General features: G+C 73.7%; 21 protein-coding genes. 10 read left to right on the top strand and 11 right to left on the bottom strand.

Annotated features, from left to right (window positions below; genetic code table 11):
• Positions 1–10: 10 nt before the first annotated feature.
• The 3 genes from C5507_RS02195 to C5507_RS02185 form a co-directional block, all read right to left on the bottom strand.
• Complete coding sequence (locus C5507_RS02195) at positions 11–2,941, bottom strand: sialidase family protein (protein ID WP_130504278.1); 2,931 nt, start codon at positions 2,939–2,941, stop codon at positions 11–13.
• A gap of 84 nt (positions 2,942–3,025) precedes the next feature.
• Positions 3,026–3,220, bottom strand: a complete 195-nt coding sequence (locus C5507_RS02190; RefSeq protein ID WP_104526890.1) for a hypothetical protein — start codon at positions 3,218–3,220, stop codon at positions 3,026–3,028.
• A 136-nt stretch (positions 3,221–3,356) separates the two neighbouring features.
• Positions 3,357–3,722: an ArsR/SmtB family transcription factor gene (locus tag C5507_RS02185; protein ID WP_242611211.1), complete on the bottom strand. Its 366-nt coding sequence runs from the start codon at positions 3,720–3,722 to the stop codon at positions 3,357–3,359.
• A 163-nt stretch (positions 3,723–3,885) separates the two neighbouring features.
• Between C5507_RS02185 and C5507_RS02180 the strand changes: the two genes are divergently transcribed.
• The 6 genes from C5507_RS02180 (at position 3,886) to C5507_RS02155 (ending at position 12,209) form a co-directional block, all read left to right on the top strand.
• A complete protein-coding gene (locus C5507_RS02180; protein WP_278044326.1) occupies positions 3,886–5,835 on the top strand; it encodes a heavy metal translocating P-type ATPase in 1,950 nt (649 codons plus the stop codon).
• 96 nt (positions 5,836–5,931) lie between these two features.
• Entirely contained in the window at positions 5,932–6,657 is a 726-nt protein-coding gene (locus C5507_RS02175) for an ATP-binding cassette domain-containing protein (protein ID WP_211295499.1), read from the top strand.
• Positions 6,654–7,436: an ATP-binding cassette domain-containing protein gene (locus C5507_RS02170; RefSeq protein WP_207225860.1), complete on the top strand. Its 783-nt coding sequence runs from the start codon at positions 6,654–6,656 to the stop codon at positions 7,434–7,436. The genes C5507_RS02175 and C5507_RS02170 overlap by 4 nt, the downstream gene beginning before the upstream one ends.
• The gene (locus tag C5507_RS02165; protein ID WP_104526888.1) at positions 7,433–8,776 is read left to right on the top strand and encodes an MFS transporter; all 1,344 of its coding nucleotides are present in this window, start codon (positions 7,433–7,435) and stop codon (positions 8,774–8,776) included. The genes C5507_RS02170 and C5507_RS02165 overlap by 4 nt, the downstream gene beginning before the upstream one ends.
• A gap of 51 nt (positions 8,777–8,827) precedes the next feature.
• The gene (locus tag C5507_RS02160; RefSeq protein WP_104526887.1) at positions 8,828–10,336 is read left to right on the top strand and encodes an ABC transporter substrate-binding protein; all 1,509 of its coding nucleotides are present in this window, start codon (positions 8,828–8,830) and stop codon (positions 10,334–10,336) included.
• A gap of 109 nt (positions 10,337–10,445) precedes the next feature.
• Positions 10,446–12,209, top strand: a complete 1,764-nt coding sequence (locus C5507_RS02155) for an ABC transporter permease subunit (protein WP_207225859.1) — start codon at positions 10,446–10,448, stop codon at positions 12,207–12,209.
• 80 nt (positions 12,210–12,289) lie between these two features.
• Here C5507_RS02155 and rpsR read toward each other — a convergent pair whose 3' ends face one another.
• From rpsR to rpmB, 4 genes are read right to left on the bottom strand one after another with little or no spacing between them, the layout of a single operon-like run.
• Complete coding sequence (gene rpsR, locus C5507_RS02150; protein WP_423191796.1) at positions 12,290–12,511, bottom strand: 30S ribosomal protein S18; 222 nt, start codon at positions 12,509–12,511, stop codon at positions 12,290–12,292.
• On the bottom strand, positions 12,508–12,810 hold the full coding sequence (rpsN, locus tag C5507_RS02145) for a 30S ribosomal protein S14 (RefSeq protein WP_104526884.1): 303 nt from the start codon (positions 12,808–12,810) through the stop codon (positions 12,508–12,510). The genes rpsR and rpsN overlap by 4 nt, the downstream gene beginning before the upstream one ends.
• Before the next feature lies 1 nt (position 12,811).
• On the bottom strand, positions 12,812–12,979 hold the full coding sequence (rpmG, locus tag C5507_RS02140; RefSeq protein WP_104526883.1) for a 50S ribosomal protein L33: 168 nt from the start codon (positions 12,977–12,979) through the stop codon (positions 12,812–12,814).
• Entirely contained in the window at positions 12,979–13,248 is a 270-nt protein-coding gene (gene rpmB, locus C5507_RS02135; RefSeq protein ID WP_104526882.1) for a 50S ribosomal protein L28, read from the bottom strand. Before rpmB ends, rpmG begins: the two co-directional genes overlap by 1 nt.
• Positions 13,249–13,326: 78 nt before the next feature.
• Here rpmB and mrf point away from each other — a divergent pair, with 78 nt between their 5' ends.
• Genes mrf through C5507_RS22060 form a run of 4 tightly spaced genes read left to right on the top strand, consistent with a single transcriptional unit; the run spans position 13,327 to position 15,496 of the window.
• Positions 13,327–14,625 (top strand): ribosome hibernation factor-recruiting GTPase MRF, encoded by a 1,299-nt coding sequence (mrf, locus tag C5507_RS02130; RefSeq protein WP_104526881.1) that lies wholly within the window; start codon positions 13,327–13,329, stop codon positions 14,623–14,625.
• Entirely contained in the window at positions 14,625–14,888 is a 264-nt protein-coding gene (locus tag C5507_RS02125; protein ID WP_104526880.1) for a type B 50S ribosomal protein L31, read from the top strand. Before mrf ends, C5507_RS02125 begins: the two co-directional genes overlap by 1 nt.
• Before the next feature lie 3 nt (positions 14,889–14,891).
• Positions 14,892–15,053, top strand: a complete 162-nt coding sequence (gene rpmF, locus C5507_RS02120; RefSeq protein ID WP_104526879.1) for a 50S ribosomal protein L32 — start codon at positions 14,892–14,894, stop codon at positions 15,051–15,053.
• Positions 15,050–15,496, top strand: coding sequence for a hypothetical protein (locus C5507_RS22060; protein ID WP_130504277.1), 447 nt, complete (start codon positions 15,050–15,052; stop codon positions 15,494–15,496). Before rpmF ends, C5507_RS22060 begins: the two co-directional genes overlap by 4 nt.
• A gap of 6 nt (positions 15,497–15,502) precedes the next feature.
• Here C5507_RS22060 and C5507_RS02110 read toward each other — a convergent pair whose 3' ends face one another.
• The 4 genes from C5507_RS02110 to C5507_RS02095 are packed head-to-tail and all read right to left on the bottom strand — an operon-like array spanning position 15,503 to position 18,852.
• Positions 15,503–15,910 carry a Fur family transcriptional regulator gene (locus tag C5507_RS02110; RefSeq protein WP_104526877.1) on the bottom strand — a complete coding sequence of 136 codons (408 nt, stop codon included), beginning with the start codon at positions 15,908–15,910 and terminating at the stop codon, positions 15,503–15,505.
• Entirely contained in the window at positions 15,907–16,932 is a 1,026-nt protein-coding gene (locus C5507_RS02105) for a metal ABC transporter permease (protein WP_104526876.1), read from the bottom strand. The genes C5507_RS02110 and C5507_RS02105 overlap by 4 nt, the downstream gene beginning before the upstream one ends.
• Before the next feature lies 1 nt (position 16,933).
• Positions 16,934–17,728, bottom strand: a complete 795-nt coding sequence (locus C5507_RS02100; protein WP_104526875.1) for a metal ABC transporter ATP-binding protein — start codon at positions 17,726–17,728, stop codon at positions 16,934–16,936.
• A 32-nt stretch (positions 17,729–17,760) separates the two neighbouring features.
• Positions 17,761–18,852, bottom strand: a complete 1,092-nt coding sequence (locus C5507_RS02095) for a metal ABC transporter substrate-binding protein (RefSeq protein ID WP_242611210.1) — start codon at positions 18,850–18,852, stop codon at positions 17,761–17,763.
• Between the last annotated feature and the right edge of the window lie 22 nt (positions 18,853–18,874).

Below are 18,874 nucleotides of genomic sequence, written 5' to 3'. Positions count from 1 at the left end.
AGGGTGTCGGTCATCTGTTCCGGCTCCTCGCCGTGCGGGGGATGGGTCGTGTGCGCAGGGCCCGGAGCCGGCCCGCGGCGGCAGCGCTCAGCACCCCGGCGGCGAGCAGCGTCCAGGGCGGCGTCGTGGCCGGTTCGCGGTGCCGGCCGGTCATCTGCAGGGACGCGTGCGCGAGGGCGGGGCTGTCCTCCTGGTGCTGTCCCGCGACGGCCCCGGCCGGGGCCGCTTGCGCGGCGCCCCCCGGGGACAGCGCGGTGGCGGCACCGGCCGCCGGTGCCCCCGCAGTGCCGGGGGTAGTCCCCGGGGCCGTCCCGGGAGCGTTGCCGGGCGCCGTCCCTGGCGCGGATCCGGGTGCTGTCGCGGTTCCGCCGACCGGAACCGGGACGACGGGCGGGACGACCGGTGGGGCGAGGGCAGCCTGGGGGCCCGTGGGAGGCGGGGCGGTGGCGGGGTCGGCGGCGACCGGAGCGGGTGCCGGTTCGGCCGCCGCGGGTTCGCCGCCGGCGGCGACAGCGGATGCGGGCACCGCCGGGCCGCACTGGACCTGCGTGGTGGCCGAGGCGATCCCCTCCTCCCCGACGAGGGCGTCGACCCCGAGGGGGAGTGCCCGTCCGGCTTGGCTGTCGTCGCAGCTGACCTCGGCAGTGAACGTGAGGGTCTGGTTCCGTTTCACGTCCACGGACTGGTGCCGCCACCCGTCGGGGGAGACCGGCGTGACCGTGACGTCGCCTCGGGCGCTGAGGGCGACCGGTCGCTCGTCGACCTGGGCGAGCAGGACGCGGGTGAGGACGTCGGCGAGGGTGGAGATGCGGGCGGCCTGCACTGCTGTGGTGGTGCAGACCATGGGGTCGCCGGCGCCGATCTCGGTGGTCCCGTTGTTCCGGCAGTCGACGCCGCCGGGCGGGGCGAAGGAACCGGTGGCCCCGGCGAGCTCCTCCAGATCGGCGCGTGCCGGGGTAGGTGCGGTCGTCGAGGCGGCGTCGGCGGCCTCGACCGCCGCGTAGCTGCCGGGCACGCCGTCGTCGCCGCCCTCCCGGACGACCTCGAGCCCGATGGCCCGGACGTCGCGGGCGGCAAGGGCGTCGTAGACCTCCCGGCGGGACGGTGCCTCGGGGTCGTCCTCGTCGATGTACTGGACATCGGTGATGACGACGAGGGTGCGCAGCGAATCGGTGCGCCAGGTGGGGTCCTGGCCCGGAGCCACGGCGGGGCCGCTGGTGCCCTCGACGCCCGAGCCGGTGGCGGTCTGGTGCAGCGCGATGAGGTGGGACTCGTAGCCGCCGCCGGTGCGCAGCCGTTCGAAGCCGCGTTGCAGCTCGGTGCCGGGCGGGGCGATGTCGGCGAACCGGGTGTAGCGGCGGGCCTCGCGGGTGCCCAGCTCGCCGATGCCGACGTGGGCGTCGATGCCGGCGTCGGTCAGGCTGCGCACGACGTCGGCCATGCCGTCGGCCAGCGCCTGGATGTCGGGCTCGAAGCTGTTGGAGGTGTCGATGAGGAAGTAGGTGTCCAGCGGCGTGGGTCGCCGGGGCAGGTCGAGGGTCCAGGTCAGCGTGGTGGTCTCTCCGGGGTCCAGCTCGACGGCCGCCGGACCGGAGAGCGTGGCCGGAAGGGGCGGGGGCGGTGGCTGGTAGGAGAACGGGTCCATCTCGATCTGCGGCTGGCCCTGGTCCAGCCCGGCCGCACCCGCCACCGCGGATGTCTGAAGGGAGACGATCTCGCTGCTGGTGTGCAGGTGGTAGGTGCCGTAGTCATCGACGTCGAGGCCCCACACCGGGGGCAGATCGAGCTCGTTGATCTCCTCCACCGTGCCGCGGGAGTCCAGCCGGTAGAGCGACACCTCCGGGAAGCCCGCGGCGGAGTTGCGGTCCCAGGTGGCCATGACCAGCTCGTCGCGGGCCGGGTGCCAGACGGCCCGCCACGGCACGCCGGCGATGGTGTCGGGCTCCACCGGGACGGCCTCGAAGGCGCCGGTGGCCGACCGGAAGAACCAGAGCGACTCGATGGGTGAGGTGGAGTCCGGGTGCCGCGCGAACACCATGCGGCGCTCGGCCGAGAGGCCGCGGTCGACGAACGGCCCGCTGGTGAACCCGCCGGGCGGTGTCGGATAGGCCGACCAGGTCACCCCGCCGTCGTCGGAGGTGCGGACACTGGTGTTGTTGTGCCCGTAGAGGGTGGACGCCGCCGTCGGGTCCACGGTCACCCGGTTGGTGGTCGGCGCGGTGACGGCGTCCAACGGCCGCTGCCCCTGCCCGGGTGCGGTCGCCGCCGGCGGGCGAGGTGTCCAGGTGCGGCCGCCGTCGAAGCTGCCCCACAGCCCGGAGAACGTGGGCAGGTAGAGCACCCCCGGGGAGGTAGGCGCGGGAGCCAGCCGACCGGGCGCCCCGGGCAGCGGCGGACCGCTCATCGCCGTCCAGGAGGCTCCGGCGTCGGTGCTGGAGAGCACTAGCGTCTGGGTGCCGTCCCGGTTCTCGTCGGCCGCCGGGCTCAGCGGGAAGCTGGGGCCGATCCGGTTGAACCGGAGCCGCTCGGCGACGGTCTGGCCGACGGCGACGACGAGCCAGATGCGGCCCTGTGCCCGCGGGTGCACCACGACCTCGAGGATGCGGTCGGTCACCGATGAGGCCGGCAGCTCGGGGGACGGGGCCTCGGGCAGGCGGAACGTCTCCGCCCAGGCGCAGCCGTCGTCGGTGGCCAGGACCGAGACGCCGTTGGTCGCGTACTGCCGCAGCGGCTGGCGGGAGTCGACAGCGTGCCCGACCAACACCGGGTCACCGGCGGGGAAGGCCGGCGCCGACCGGACGGTCCATGTGCCCGCCGTCCCCTGGATCACCTGGGCGCAGCCGGGCGCGGCGCCGAGGGGACCGGCGAGCGTCACGGTCGCCGCCGACAACAGCGCCACGATGCCGAGCAAGGCGGCGGAACGGACGGCGGACATGCTCACGGAGCTCCTCTGCTGCGGTGCGGGCGATGATCACTGGGGACAAGACCGAGGGCGACCCCTCCGGTGGCCCTCGGTCCCGTCTCGTCAGCCGACCGAGCAGTAGGTCTCCTCGACCTCGTGCAGCACACCAGCCGGGTCGCCGGTGGTCTCGTGCAACGTGTGCAGCGTCTCGGCGACCTGGTCTTCGCAGGCGGAGGCCGCAGCGGTGCCGGCGGAGACGGTCAGCGCGGTGGCGGCGCTCGCGACGAGCACAGCGGTGCGGGCAAGGGTGTGCTTCATGGCATTCCTCTCGGTCGTGGCCCGGGCTCAACGGTCCGGGCCGATGTCGATGACGCGGGAAGGCGGCATCAACCGAGAGAACGAGAACCGTTCTCGAAAGTTACGGTCGAACGAAAATTATTAGTCCAGTGCGCGGTCAGCCGGTGGCGGGCGCCGCTTCCGCGGCGGCGGGGGTCCGGTGCCCGCCCGGGCAGTCCGCGTGCGTCAGGGCCTGGCGGAGCAGGGTCCGCACGTGCTCGTCGGCGAGGGCGTAGATCACGAAGGCGCCCTCGCGGCGGTTGGTGACTAGGCCGGCGAGCCGCAGCTTGGACAGGTGCTGACTGACCGCCGTGGCGGAGGTGCCGGCGAGCTCGGCCAGGCAGGCGACCGACGTCTCGCCCTGCATCAGGGCCCAGAGGATGTTCACGCGGGTGGGGTCGCCGAGCATGCGCAGCGCCTCGGCAGCCCGCCGGACGGCGGCCGGTTCCGGCATGTCGAAGTGCTCGATTCCGCGGTGCACCACGGCCGAATCGTACCGGCTGACGTCAACTGAACATCTGCGCATCTGCGCAGGTATGGTCCTCGCCGTGTCTTCATCACGGTCCGCTCCCGTCCCGCCCGTTCACCTCGTCTCCCCACCCTCCCCGTTGTCACGGCAGGAGACCGGGCCGGGGCGGCCAGGGATCGTGCAGCCGCGGTGGTCCGGGCGCACGGAACGGCGCTGGGCAGCGCTGGCGGCGGCGGGGTCGCTGCCGGAGGTGCGCTGGGCGGCGCTGGCGTCGGCGCTGTTCGCCGCGGGCGGCCTCGCGCACCTCGTCGGGGCGCCGGCGCCGCTGTACTGGGCGCTGTACCTGGCCTGCTACGCCGCCGGCGGATGGGGACCGGCGCTGGCCGGCCTGCAGGCGCTGCGGGAGAGGACCCTCGACGTCGACCTGCTGATGGTGGTGGCCGCCATCGGTGCAGCAGCGATCGGCCAGATCTTCGACGGCGCACTGCTGATCGTCATCTTCGCCAGCTCCGGTGCCCTCGAGGCGTTCGCGACCCGGCGCACGGCCGACGCAGTCCGCGTCCTGAGCCGGCTCGCGCCCGAGCAGGCGACGCTGGTGGGACCGGCCGGCGACGAGCGCCTGGTGCCGGTGACCGGTCTCTCGGTGGGTGATCTGGTGATCGTCCGCCCAGGGGAGCGGCTTCCGGCCGACGGCGTCGTGGTGGACGGGGCCTCCGACGTCGACCAGGCCTCGATCACCGGCGAGCCGCTGCCGGTGGACAAGAGGCATGGGGACGAGGTCTTCGCCAGTACGGCCAACGGCACCGGCGTGCTGGTGGTGCGCGTCGGGCGCGATCCGAGGGAGTCGGTGGTCGCCCGCATCGGTGTCCTGGTGGAGGAGGCGAGCGCGACCAAGGCCAAGACCCAGCTCTTCATCGAGCGCGTCGAGCAGCGGTACTCCGTGGGCGTGGTCGTCGCCACGCTCCTCGTCTTCACCGTGCCACTGCTGTTCGGGTCCGCGGTCGACGACGCGCTGCTGCGGGCGATGACCTTCATGATCGTCGCCTCTCCGTGCGCCATCGTCCTCGCCACCATGCCGCCGCTGCTGTCGGCGATCGCCAACGCCGGCCGGCACGGTGTGCTGGTCCGCTCAGCAGTGGCCATGGAACAGCTGGGCAGCGCCGACCTCGCCGCCTTCGACAAGACCGGCACCTTGACCGACGGCGACCCTGCGGTGGTCGAGGTGCGATCCCTCGGCGGCACGTCAGTCGAGGAGGTGCTGCGGCTGGCCGCGTCCGCCGAGGCGGCCAGCGAGCACCCGATCGGCCGGGCGATCGTCCGCGCGGCCGGTGAGCGGGGCCTGTCACTGTCGACGGCGACAGCGTTCCGGGCCGAGATCGGCTCCGGCGTCGTCGCCACGGTCGGCGGGCGGGCGGTCCGCGTGGGCGCGCCGACAGGCGGCGCCGAGTCCGACGCCCTGGTCGATGCGGTGCGTGCGCAGGGTCGGACAGCGGTGGTGGTGACCGTCGCCGGCGAACCCGCCGGAGTGCTGGGTCTGGCCGACCGGGTCCGGCCGGAGGCCCGCGACGCCGTCGATGCCCTGCGTCGGCTTCTGCCGGGCGAGCCGGTACTGCTGACCGGTGACAACCGCCAGGCAGCGTGGGCGCTGGCCGAGCAGGTGGGCGTGCGGAAGGTCCGCGCCGGCCTGCTGCCCCAGGACAAGGTCGACGCGGTCCGTCGGCTGCAGGCCGACGGCCACCGAGTGCTGCTGGTCGGTGACGGCGTGAACGACGCCCCCGCCCTCGCCGGCGCCGACGTCGGGGTGGCGATGGGCGGCATCGGGTCGGACCTGGCCCTCGACAGTGCCGACGTGATCGTCGTCCGCGACGACCTGTCCGCCGTGCCGGCGGTCGTCGCGCTGTCCCGCCGCGCACGTCGGGTGGTGGTGCAGAACCTCGCGATCGCCGGAACGCTGATCGGCGTACTGGTCCTCTGGGGCCTGGTCGGCACGCTGCCCCTGCCGCTGGGTGTGGCCGGACACGAGGGATCGACGATCCTCGTCGCCCTCAACGGCCTGCGCCTGCTGCGCGAGTCGGCGTGGCGGGCGCCCGGCCGCCCCGCCGAGGAGAACGAGAATCATTCCGACTAGAGTGAGGATGTGCTTCTCGACCCCCTGGCTGCCCCGATTGGCCATCGACTGCTGGAGGTCCGAGATCTCTCCGTGTCGGCCTCGGGGCGTCCGCTCGTGCAGGGGATCTCCTTCGGCCTTTGCCCCGGCGAGCGGGTGGCGGTCGTCGGTGAGTCCGGCTCCGGCAAGACGCTGACCGTCTCGGCGCTGCTGGGCCTGGCCCCCAGCGGTGTGCAGGTCACCGGCAGCGCCGTGTTCGACGGGACGGAGGTGGTGGGAACCCCGGAGTCCCGGCTGCACCGGCTGCGCGGCCGGGGCATGGCTCTGGTGGCGCAGGACCCGGGCACCTCACTGAGCCCGCTGTCCCGCGTCGGCCGCCAGGTCGCTGAGCCGCTCCGCGCCCAGGGACTCTCCCGCCGGGCGGCCCGCGCCCGTGCGCTCGAACTGCTCGCGGAGGTGCGCCTACCCGATCCGGCGGAGCTCGCCCGCCGTCACCCCGCACGGCTGTCCGGCGGTCAGCGGCAGCGGGTGGCGATTGCGATGGCCCTGGGCGCCGGACCGCGATTGCTGGTTGCCGACGAGCCGACGTCCGCCCTCGACGTCACCGTGCAGGCCGGTGTCCTCGATGTCCTGAGCCGGTCGACCGTCGAGCGCCGGACCGCGCTGCTGCTGGTCACCCACGACCTGGCGGTCGCGACCCAGATCTGCGATCGCGTCCTGGTGCTGCGCGCCGGGCGGCTGCTGGCCGACGGCCGGCCGGCCGAGGTGTTCACCGCCGCGGCCGAGCCCTACGTGCGGGCCCTGGTGGAGGCGGCCCGGGCGACCTCGCTGGTGGCCGCGTGAGCCCCGATCCGTCCGGAGAGACGACGCTCCTGGCCGCGCACGGCCTCAGCCGTTCGTACGGACGTCACCGCCCCCCGGCCCTCACGGGCGTCGACCTCACGCTGGCGGCGGGGGAGTGCCTGGGCGTGGTCGGGGAGTCTGGCTCCGGCAAGACGACGCTCACCCGGCTGCTGCTCGGGCTCGAGCGCGCCGACGGCGGCCGGGTCAGCTACCGGGGGCGCACGGTGACGCCCGGGCCGGCCCAAAGCCTGCACTGGTTCCGCCGACGCGTGCAGATGATCCCGCAGGACCCGTCTCGATCCCTCAACCCGCGCATGCGCGTGGGGCGCGCTGTCGCAGAGCCGCTGCGCTGTCTGGGGATCACCGAAAACCACGCCGAACGGGTGGCGCACCTGCTGGTCGCCGTCGGACTCGAGCCCGACGCGGCCGACCGCCTCCCGCACCAGTTCTCCGGCGGACAGCGGCAGCGGATCGCGATCGCCCGCGCCCTCGCCGCGCGTCCCGAGGTGGTCATCGCCGACGAGCCGGTCAGTGCCCTGGACGTCGTCGTTCGGCTGCAGGTGCTGCGGCTGCTGCAGCGGCTGTCGGCCGACGAGGGCCTGGCGATGGTGTTCGTCACCCACGACCTGGGCGTCGTCGCGCACCTGTGCCAGCGAGTTCTGGTACTCGCCGGTGGCGCCTGCGTCGAGCAGGGCAGCGTCGAGCAGGTGCTCACTGCACCGGCGAGCCCGGCCGCCGCCACGCTGGTCGGCGCCGTGCCTCGGCTGGCGCTGCCGTGAGCGCACTCCTCCGGCGGTGGCCGCCCCTGGCTCTGTTCCTGCGGCTGCCCGTGGTCCCGCGGCTGCTGCTGCTCTCGCAGCTGGCCTTCCACCTCGGGTTCTACCTCGTCGTGCCGTTCCTCGTGGTGCGGCTGACGGAGGACCTCGCCTTCACCGGGGCCCTGGTGGGGCTCGTCCTCGGCGCCCGGACGTTCAGCCAGCAGGGACTGTTCGTCCTCGGCGGCGGGCTGGCGGACCGCTTCGGCATCAAGCCGATGATCGTGCTCGGCTGCGTCATCCGGATCGCGGGCTTCCTGGTCCTCGGCCTGGCCACGTCGGTGGCCGGGGTCCTCGCGGGCGCCGTCATGACCGGCTTCGCGGCCGCGCTGTTCTCTCCGGCGGTCGAGTCGGCGATCGCCGACGTCGGCCGGGGCCTGGAGCGGGACGGCATCGCCTCACGGGTCGAGGTCTTCGGCCTCGACGCGGTGGCGAGCATGATTGGTGCCCTTGCCGGCCCGGCCCTAGGCGCGCTGCTGCTTCCCGCTCCGTTCGCCGTCACGTGCGCCATCGGGGCGGCGGTCTTCCTCGCCGTTCTGCTGGCCCACCTGCGCTGGCTACCGTCGGGGTTGCGCACCGAGGGCAGCGGGGAGGAGTCGGTGCTGGCCGGCTGGCGCCAGGTACTGCGCAATCGGGTCTTCCTGGCCTTCGCCGCCTGCTACTGCACCTACCTGGTCAGCTACAACCAGCTCTACCTGGCACTACCGGTCGAGCTGACCCGTGCCACCGGCGGTCAGGGCGCGCTGGGGTGGCTGTTCGTGCTCGCCGCCGTCCTGGTGCTGGTCTGTCAGCTGCCGGTCACCGCCCTCGCCCGGCGAGCCGGCCCCCGCCGCGCACTGCCGGCCGGCTTCGCCCTCATGTCTGCCGCCTTCCTGCTGGTCGCCGCCGTCGCGCCCCTGCCGCCGCTGCCGGGGCCGTGGGCGCTGGCCCCGGCGGTCGGCATGGTCGTGCTGCTCTACACCGGGCAGATGCTTGCCGTTCCGGTAGCGCAGGACCTGGTGCCCCGGTTGGCCGGCGAACGGCGGCTCGGCGCGCACTTCGGCGTCCTCGCCTCAGTCGGAGGACTGGCCGTGCTGGTCGGCAGCACCGCGGCCGGGGCGCTGCTCGACGCCGCCTACGTTCCGTCGCCGGGAGCGGCCGTGCCATGGCTCGCACTCGGTGCGCTCCCCGCGCTGTCAGCCGGGGCGCTGTGGCTGCTCACCCGGCGGCTGCCCCGCGCCGACGGGTCCGCCCCCACTCGGCCGGCCGACCCGGTGCCGGCGGCCGTGACCGCCGACGTCGACGGCACGTCGCCCGACCGATGACCTCCGGCCCGCTGTCCGCGGGCCGGTTCGAATGGAAACGAGGTACTTCCGATGTCCCCGCTCCCCACCCGCCGCAGCACCGCTGCCCTCGGGTTGGCCTCCGCCACGGTCCTGCTGACCGGCTGCTTCTCCGGAGGCTCCTCCGGCGGACCCACAGGTGCGGCCGACGGCGACCGGCTGCGGTTGGCCCTGGCCTTCCCGCCCGTCGCAGCGCTCTCCCCGTTCTCCGACGACAGCGTGCTGATCAGCCGGATGGGGGTCGCCGAGACCCTGGTGGTCTTCGACGAGTCGGGGGCGGCGCAGCCGAACCTGGCCGAGTCGTGGGAGTTCACCGACGACCGCACCGTCGCCCTCGAGCTGCGCGAGGGCGTCACCTTCCACGACGGCAGCCCGATGGACGCCGAGGCCGTGGCCGGCGCGCTCACCGCCGCGGCCGACATCGACCCCGCGCCCCGGTCGGTCAGCGGCATCGGGCTGACCGCGCGCGCTGTCGACGAGGACACCGTGGAGCTGCAGGCCGCCGAGCCCGATCCGCTCCTGGTGCAGCGGCTGGGCTCGTCCGCGCTCGTCATCCTCTCCCCGGCGGCCTACGCGGACCCGGCCGCTCCCGACCCCGTCGGCACCGGCACAGGGCCGTTCGAGATCACCGAGGTCAACGGCGAGTCCGGCGCCACGCTCGACGCGTTCGCCGAGCACTGGGCCGGGAAGCCGGCCCTGTCCGGCGTCGACGTCCGCTTCGTCTCCGACGCCGAGACCCGGACCAACGCACTGCGGGCCGAGGAGGTCGACGTCGCGCAGAACATCCCGATCGCCCAGCTCTCCGCGCTCGATGAGGACCAGGTGATCTCGGTGCCGCTGCCGCGGCTGACCGGCTTGTTCCTCAACACCGCCGAGGGTCCGTTCGTCGACGCCGCGCTCCGGTCTGCCGCCATCGAGGCCGTGGACCCGCGTCCGGTCGTCGAGCAGATCTACGAGGGGCAGGTCGACCTCGCCGAGGGCTTCCTGTCCGAGGGGGTGCTCGGTGGCGACGAGCGGCCCGAGGTGACGCGGGCCCCCGTTGGCGACCCGGCCGGCGCGACCATCCGGCTGGCCACCTGGAACGACCGGCCCGAGCTGCCGGAGGCGGCGGCGGTGGTCGTGGACCAGCTGCGCTCGGCCGGGTTCACCGTGGAGCTCGTCGTCCAGGAGTACGCCACCCTGGAGCCGGACCTGCTGGCCGGCGCCTTCGACGCGGTGCTGGCCAGCCGGCTCTACCTGGGCGACACCGGTGACCCGGTCGGGTACTTCGAGTCCGACCTCACCTGCGAGGGAAGCTACAACCTGGCCCGGCTCTGCGACCCGGCGATCGACGCGGCCGTCGCGGCGGCCGCCCAGCTCGTCGACCCCGTGGAGCGGCGCGTCGCCGCCGTCGAGATCGAGGCCCAGGTGCTGGGCACCGGCGCGTTCGTTCCGCTGCTGCACGAGCGCAGCCGGATCGGCGTGCTCCCCGGCGTGAGCGGTCTGGGCAGCGACCCGTTCGAACGGCAGCTGGTCACGATCGAGACCGCGGTGCAGCGGTGAGCGCCCGTTCGGGTCGCGTGGTCGCGCGGTCGGCGGTGCACCGCTCGCCATGAGGGCGTGGAGCTCACCGGCTCTGCTGGGTACCGAGCTCGACGGGCACGCTTCGGCCGTGCCCGTCGAGCCCGGCCCGCGCCGCTCGCGGCGCCGACCTCGGCGGATCGGGCGCCTGCCCGGGGTGCGCGGGCTGCTGACCGGTGTGGCAGCGGTGACCGGAACGGCCCTGCTGGTCGGGGCGCTGCCGTGGCTGTCCGGGCGGGACATAGCCCTCTCGGTGCTGCGCGCCCGGGAGACCGATCGCAACCCCGACCCCGCCACCCTGGCGGCGATCCGTGCGCAGCTGGACCTGCCCGCCGACCCGGTGACCGGAACGCTGCAGTGGGTCGGCGGGCTGGCCCGGGGCGACCTGGGGCGCTCCTGGGTCAGCGGCCGGCCCGTGGCCGAGACCCTGCTGCCCGCCTTCGGCATCTCGCTGACACTCGCGGGCACGGCGGCTCTGGCCGCGCTCGTCATGGCGGTGCTGCTGGCCGTGCCCGCGCTCCGGCGGGCGGCCGACGGCCGTACTGATGGTGGTCGGTTGGCCAGCGTCGCAGCCGGTGCCCTCGCCGCGCTGCCGGAGTTCGTGCTCGCCGTGCTGCTCGTCGTGGTCATCGCGATCGGCCTGCGGCTGGCGCCCACCTCGGGCTTCGCTGGTCCGGAGCACCTGGTGCTGCCGGTGCTGGCCCTCGCACTGCCGGCGGCCGGGCTGCTCGGCCGGGTGCTGGGCGATGCGGTGCAATCGACCGCTGCCGAGGCCTGGGTACGCACCTGGCGAGCGGCGGGGGTGCGCCGAGGCGTGGTCATGGCCGAGGTCGGGCGGCGTGCGGTGACCGCCATGGTGCCGCTGCTCCTGCTGTTGCTCGTCGGCAACCTGGGCGCGGCGGTCGTCATCGAGGCGGTCTTCGACATCCCCGGGCTCGGCGGCATCTCGCTGAAGGCGGCGCTGGCGCAGGACGTCCCGGTCGTACAGGCGGCCGTGGCGCTCCTGGTGGGGCTCGGCCTGCTGATCGGCGGCGGCGGCATCGGACTGCACCGCCTGCTGGTCGGTCCCGCCCTGGCCGGCGCCGGCCTGACACCGGAGGCGTCCCCGCCCGCGCCCCAGGCGGGCCGCTGGGCCGCGGGGGTGGCCGCCGTGCTGGGAGCCGTCATCCTGGCCGGCCTGCTGCGCGACCCGACGGCGCAGGATCCAGGAAAGCGGCTGGCCCCGCCCTCCTGGGCCCATCCGCTGGGCGCCGATCCGCTGGGGCGCGACGTGCTCGCCCGCTTCGGGCACGGCGCGCTGCTGTCGGTGGGACCGGCCCTGGCGGTGAGCGCCGTGGTGCTGGCGGTCGGATTGCTGGTGGGATTGCGCGCCCACAGTGCGCGAGCCGGTCTGGCGGACGTCCTCAACGCGCTGCCTGCCGTGGTCGTGGGAATCGTGGTGGCGGCGGTGGCCGGACCGGGACTGGGGAGCGCCCTCGTGGCGGTCTGCCTGGTCGCCTGGATCCCGCTGGCGGTGCATGCCCGGTCCCTGGCCGCCGAGGCCCGCGCCTCCGGCTTCTACGCCGCGGCACAGACCTCCGGTGCCGGGCGCTGGTACCTGGTGCGCGCGCACCTGCTGCCGGTGGTCGGCCCGCCGGTGCTCCGGCACGCGCTGACCCGCCTCCCCGCGGTCGCGCTGGCGCTGGCCGGGCTGAGCTTCCTCGGTATCGGTGCCGGACCCGAGTCGCCGGAGTGGGGTCGCACGCTCGCCGACACGGCTGTGTACCTGGAACGGGCTCCGTGGGTGGTCGCCGCACCCGCGCTCGGGCTGATCCTGCTGGGCGTGATCGCCAGTCTGGTCCGCACGGAGCGCTGAGTCACGAGGAAGGGCGCTGATGCCCCAGGCCCCGATCGGGAGCCGGGGCATCAGCGCGGTCGCGGCATCGTCCCGCGCCGTCAGCGGCCCGCGGTGGGGTAGGGGAGCAGCGCCATCTCGCGGGCGTTCTTGATGGCCCGCGCCACCTGGCGGTGCTGTTTCGGGTCGAGGCCGGTGACCCGACGCGACCGGATCTTGCCGCGGTCGGAGACGAAGCTCCGCAGCGTCGCCAGGTCGTGGTAGCTGAACGGCCCGTCCAGCCGGCGTTTCCGCCGCGGGCGAGGCGGACGGGGAGCGCTCACCAGCTGGACTTCCGGATGCCGGGCAGCTCGCCGTTGTGCGCCATCTGCCGGAATCGCACGCGGGAGAGGCCGAGCTTCCGCAAGTGGCCGCGCGGGCGGCCGTCGGCAACGTCGCGGTTGCGCAGCCGGGTCGGGCTGGCGTCGCGCGGCAGCCTCTGCAGCGCGGCCTGCGCCGCGGTTCTCTCCTCCGGAGTAGCCGCGGTGCGCACGGCCTCTTTCAGCTGTGCACGGCGGTCGGCATAGCGCGCGACCACCTCGCGGCGCTGCTGGTCACGGACGATCTTCGAGGTCTTGGCCATTTCAGCGCTCCTCCCGGAACTCGACGTGTCGGCGGATCACCGGGTCGTACTTCTTCAGCACGAGCCTGTCGGGGTCGTTGCGCCGGTTCTTGCGGGTGACGTAGGTGTAGCCGGTCCCGGCCGTGGACTTCAGTCGCACGATGGGCCGGATGTCGGTACCGCGGGCCATCAGTTCTTCCTTCCCGGGCTGAGCCGCCGACGGACGTCGGGATCCGTGGCGCGCAGCCGGGCGACGACGGCCTCGATGCCCCGGGCGTCGATGGTCTTGATGCCCTTGGCCGAGACCGTGAGCCGGATCCAGCGGTTCTCCCCGGGCAGGAAGTACCTCTTGCGCTGCAGGTTCGGATCGAAGCGCCGGTTGGTGCGCCGATGGGAATGGCTCACCGCCTTGCCGAAGCCCGGCCACCTGCGGCCGGTGACCTCGCAGTAGGTCGCCATCGCTGTCTGCCTCCTCGGGGTCGTATCGCCGACGACCTTACATGGGAACGGTTCCCACTATGAGTTACGGTGGCAGTCATGACCGACTCCTTCCCCCGCACACCGCTCGTCCTCGTGGCCGGAGTCGACCGCGCGGCAGTGGCGCGGGCCGCCACCGCGGTCCTCGGCGACTTCCCCGGTGCGGTGCTGGTGCATCACGACGTCAGCGAGCTCAGCCAGGGCGTCGCGGTCCGAACCGTTCGCTTCCATGGCGACGACGGCGTCCGGACCGAACGCGCCGCCGTCGAGCTGGCGCACGGCTGCCTCAGCTGCACCCTGCGCCTCGACCTGCTACCGCTCCTGACCGACCTGGCCGAGCGCGACGACGTCCCGCGGATCGTGCTCCAGCTGGATCCGACCCTGGAGCCCGAGCACCTGTGCTGGGCCATCGACAACCTCCTCCTCGACGACACCCCGCGGGCGCGCGCCTCGGGTCAGGAGGAGCCGGTCGGCGCCTCCGTCGAGGTCGAGGCGGTGATCGCGACCGTCGACGCGCGTGCCTGGCTGGACGACGCCACCGGGGCCGCGGTCCTGGCCGACCGGAGGCTCGCGGCGACCGCCGACGACGAACGCACCCTGGCCCAGGTCGCCATCGGTCAGGTTGCGATGGCCGACGTCGTGCTCCTCGTCGGGCGCCCCGACGACGCGTGGTCGGCCGCTCGTCTCGACGCCGTCCTGGACCGCCTCGTGCCCGACGCCGTGCGTGCCGACCTCGGCACCTGGCGCCCGGCCGAGGTGCTGGCGGGACTCGGTTCCGCGCCGGGCTGGAGCCGGTGCTTCACCGCCCACGAGCCGCTGCTGCGCGGTGCCCCGCCCCTGGGTCAGGACGCGGGGGTCTGCCTGGTCCGCTTCGGTGCGCGTCGGCCGTTCCACCCGGAGCGGCTGCACGACGCCCTCGACGTCCTGCTCGAGGGCGTCGTGTGCAGCCGGGGGCGGTTCTGGCTCGCCAGCCGGCACGACTCCGCCCTCTGGCTGGAATCGGCCGGTGGCGGGTTGCGCCTCGGCGATGCCGGCCCGTGGTTGGCCACTTTCGGCGACGATCCGCAGCGCTGGGCGGACGTGGACCCCGAGCGGCAGGTCGCCGCGTCGCTCCGGTGGGACGCCGAGCACGGCGACCGGGACGTCGAGATCGTCGTCCTGGTCCACCGGCAGCCCCCCGGCGCGGTCATTGCGGCGCTCGACGCAGCGTTGCTCACCGACGAGGAGTACGCCCTCGGACCCAGCGCCTGGGCCGAGCTGCCCGACCCCTTCGGCTCCTGGCACGAGGAGCCGTGCGAGGCGGGCTCCCCGGCCGACGAGGACAGCACGCACGCCACCATTCGAGAGGACCGCAGCTGATGCGCAAAGGCATCCACCCCGAGTACCGCACCGTCGTCTTCCGCGACGCGGCCAGCGGCGCCCTGTACCGCACCCGCTCCACCGTCGTCACGAACCAGACCATCGAGCTCGACGGCGAGATGCTGCCGCTGGTCGTGGTCGACATCTCCGCCGCCTCGCACCCGTTCTGGACCGGCAACCAGCGGGTCCTCGACACGGCCGGCCGGGTCGAGCGGTTCAACCAGCGGTACGGCACCCGGACCCCGCGACCGAGGAAGGGCTGACCCATGGCCGTCCCCAAGCGGAAGACCTCCCGCGCCAACACCCGGTCGCGCCGGGCGCAGTGGAAGGCGAAGCCGGTGCCGCTGACCCGCGTCATCATCGACGGGAAGCCGGTGCTCGTCCCGCTGCGGCTGAAGAAGGCGGCCGAGCGGGGCATGCTCCGATGAATCCTCGCCGCGGCCGCAAGGGCGCAGAAGAAGGTGCGAGGGCCGGCGGGGCCGATCCGGGCGGGCCGCTCGTCATGGTCTGCCTCGGTCGGCGTTGCTCGGCGTTGCGTGCCCTGGCCGGGACGCAGGGCCGGGTCGCGGAATTGCAACGCGCCGTCGGCAGCACCCGAGGAGCCGTCCTCGTCACCGCTGACTGCCTCGGCAGCTGCGCCCTGGCAGCCGTTGCCGGGGTGGCCCACCGGGACGGCGCCACCGGACAGGCGGGCCTGACCGTCTGGCTCACCGGCGTGCACGAGGAGGGCCGCGCCGACGCGCTGGCCGACTGGATCAGATCCGGAGGCCCGGAACCGGCCGCCGAGCCGGACGTCGGCCTGCCTGTGGCGCTCGTGGAGGCGGTCGCCGGCCTGGGCCGGCCACCGAGGGTCGCGCGCCGCGGAGCGTGAGGGACGCTACGGCGCGCAGGCGCCGCAGGTGCCGTACACCTCGAGCTGGTGATGGACGTCGGCGAAGCCGTGTTCGGCCGCGATGCGCTGGGCCCAGCGCTCCAGCGGTGGATCGGCCACCTCGACCGTGCGGCGGCAGGACCGGCACACCAGGTGATGGTGGTGCACGGGGGAGCAGCTCCGGTAGGAGGCCTCCCCGTCGTCGCCGCGGAGCACGTCGACCTGCCCCTCCTCGACGAGGGCCTGCAGGGTGCGGTACACCGTCGCCAGCCCCACGCCGTCTCCTCGGTCGCGCAGCAGTGCGTGCAGGTCCTGGGCGCTGCGGAAGTCTTCGAGTTCGGCCAGCAGTGCCTCCAGAGCGCTCCGCTGCCGGGTGATCCGACGGGGCGGGTTCTCCGGCCGGGTCTGCGTCATGTGCCGCTCCTTCCTGCCGGGGACTCCGTGATGTCGTGCCGGCCGTGCTCGTCATAGTGCACGCCCGCGTCGGTGGGGTGTGGCGCGTGCAGGTGGCCGTCGTGGTCGTAGTCGACGTGGTCGCCGTGGAGGACGGCCGGATGGCCGCAGTCGTCTCCGTGGTCGTGCGGGTGGGCGGCATGGATGACGGCCCGCCGGCGATGCCGGCGGTGACCCGTCACGTCCCGCAGGGTCACCGCTGCCGTCACCAGCAGGAACAGTGCGATGGCCAGCAGCACGATGGTGCCCCCTGACGGGGTGCTGGTGTAGTAGGACACCGCCGTGCCCGAGACGCTCACCACCAGGCCGAGACCGCAGGCCAGCACGAGCGCCTGGCGGAAGCTCCGCGCCAGCAGCTGCGCGATCGCGCTCGGGACGATCATGAGCGCGCTGATGAGCAGCAGGCCGACCACGCGCATGGACAGCACCACGGTGGCCGCGACGAGCGCAGCGAGCACCGTGTTGAGAGCGAGCACGGGCAGGCCCACCGCGCGCGCGTACTCCTCATCGTCGCTGACCGCGTAGAGCCGCTGACCGAGCAGCCAGACGACCGTCACGACGATCGCCGTGATCACGGCGAAGGTTGCGACGTCGTCCGTGCTCGTGGTCGTGATGGCGCCGAACAGGTAGGCGTCGAGGTTGGTCGCCTGCCCGCGCGGTGCGAGGCTGAGCAGGACGACGCCGCCCGCGATGCCCCCGTAGAAGAGGACGGCAAGAGCGACGTCCCCGCTGGTCCGGCCGCGCGCCCGGACCAGCTCGATCAGCACTGCACCGAGTACGGCCGCGATGAGCGCCGTGCCGACCGGCGCGGTCGAGGTCAGGACACCGACCGCCACACCGGTTAGCGCCACGTGGCCCAGGCCGTCACCCAAGAGGGACAGCCGTCGCTGCACCAGGAAGATCCCCACCGCCGGGGCGACCAGGCCGACCATCAGGGAGGCGAGCAGCGCCCGCTGCATGAAGCCGTAGTCCAGGATCTCCACGTCAGCGACCTCCCGCCGCGCGATGGGGCGAGCGGGCCAGGTGGACCTGGTCGAGTCCGGGACCGGGTCCGCCGGGCATCGGCTGATCGTCACGGTGGTGGTGGCCGTCGGTGGAGAAGGGCAGGGCTCCGGCGAGGGGGCCGTCGTAGGCGATGCTGCCGTGGTCTGCCACGACTGCCCGTGTTAGGACGCCGGATAGTGCGCCGATCTCGTGGGTCACGACAACCAGTGTCGTGCCTCCGGCGGAGACGGCGGCGAGCACGCGGGCGAGGGTCTCCTGGCTCGCGGTGTCGACGCCGGCCATGGGCTCGTCCATGATCAGCAGATCGGGCTCGGCAGCCAGGGCCCGTGCCACCAGCACCCTGCGCTGCTGGCCCCCGGAGAGGGCAGCCACCGGATCCTTGAGCCGGTCGGTCAAGCCGACGGCGGCCACGGCGTCAATCACTGCGGCGCGGTCGGCGGCCCGGGGTCTGCCGAACAGTCCCAGCCGCGCGAGTCGGCCCACGCCGACGACCTCGCGCACGGTCGCCGGGACCGCGCCGCTCACGGTGTGCCGTTGCGGCACGTAGCCGACCCGCCCCCGCTCCCCGCGGTGTCCGACCGGGTGACCGAGCACCTCGACGACGCCGCTCAGCACGCTCGCCAGTCCCAGCACACCCCGGACCAGGGTCGTCTTGCCTGATCCGTTGGAGCCCAGCACGGCGACCGCCTCGCCGCGCTGCACCGTCAGATCGGCATCCCGCAAGATCGGCACGTCGCCGTAGCCGATGCTCGCGCCCCGGAGCCGGATCGCCATCTGGCGATCCGGCTCCGGGGCAACGCCTGGACTCATGCGCAGGACTGGCCCTGCTGCAGCGTCTCGAGGTTGGCGCGCATCACCTGGAGGTAGTCGTCACCAGCTGACTCGTCCGTGATTCCCTCGATCGGGTCGAGCACCGCGGTCTCGACCCCGGCCTCGCTGGCCACCGTCTCCGCCACGGCCGGGTCCACGAGCGTCTCGGTGTAGACCGTCGTCACGCCTCGCTCCCCGACCAGTTCGGCGATCTCGGCGAGACCTGCGGGGCTGGGCTCCTCTGACGGCTCCAGCCCGCTGATGCCGACGACCTCGAACCCGTAGCGGTCGCCGAGGTACCCGAAGGCATCGTGCGAGGTAACCAGGGTGTCCACCGAGCAGTCGGCCAGCGCCTCCTGCATCTCGCCGTCGAGCTCCTCGAGGTCGGCGCGCATGGCTGCCGCGTTCTCCTCGAAGGTGGCCGCGTTGTCCGGGTCCAGTTCGGCCATCCGCTCGGCCAGGGCATCGCCGACGTCGGCCAGTCGCGTGGGGTCGAGCCAGAAGTGCGGGTCGACAATCTCCTCGTCGGCGTGGGCTTCCTCCCCGGAGTCGGCCTCGTCGTCGGAGTGTCCTTCCTCTTCCTCGCTATGTCCCTCATCCTCGGCCGTCAGCGTCAGGTTCGCAGCCTGGCCGGCCTCCCAGGCCGAGTCGCCGGCCTCCGATTCCGCGGCCTGGTCGATCGCCGGTTGGAAGCCCTCGATGTAGACGAGCAGATCCGCCTCGGACACGGCCGCGACGTCTTGCGGGGTCAGTTCGAGATCGTGTGCCTCGGCGCCGGGCGGGGTCAACGAGGAGACCGAGGCCAGGTCACCGCCCACGCGGCTGGCGGCCCACTCCAGCGGGTAGAAGCCGGCGAGGACGGTCAAGCCATTGCCCTCAGCGGCGGTGTCGGTCTCGTCGGCGCTCCCAGCGCCGCAACCGGCAATCAGCAACGTGGTGGCGGACCCGGCAGCGAGCGTGGTCCAGCGTGTGGTGCGAAAGGTCATGGGAATCATTCTCGCACATTGGCCTCCGGCGCTGACATCCGCACCGTGGATGCATCGCAGACCCCCCGTGAGCATTGCGCGGGCGTGCGGCTGTCCACCCACCGTGCGTTATGGGAACGATTCC

It is taken from the genome of Blastococcus saxobsidens (genome assembly GCF_002938435.1).
Classification (GTDB): Bacteria; Actinomycetota; Actinomycetes; order Mycobacteriales; family Geodermatophilaceae; genus Blastococcus; species Blastococcus saxobsidens.
Note: the sequence above shows the minus strand (reverse complement) of the source record. Positions and strands in the feature narration are given on the sequence as shown.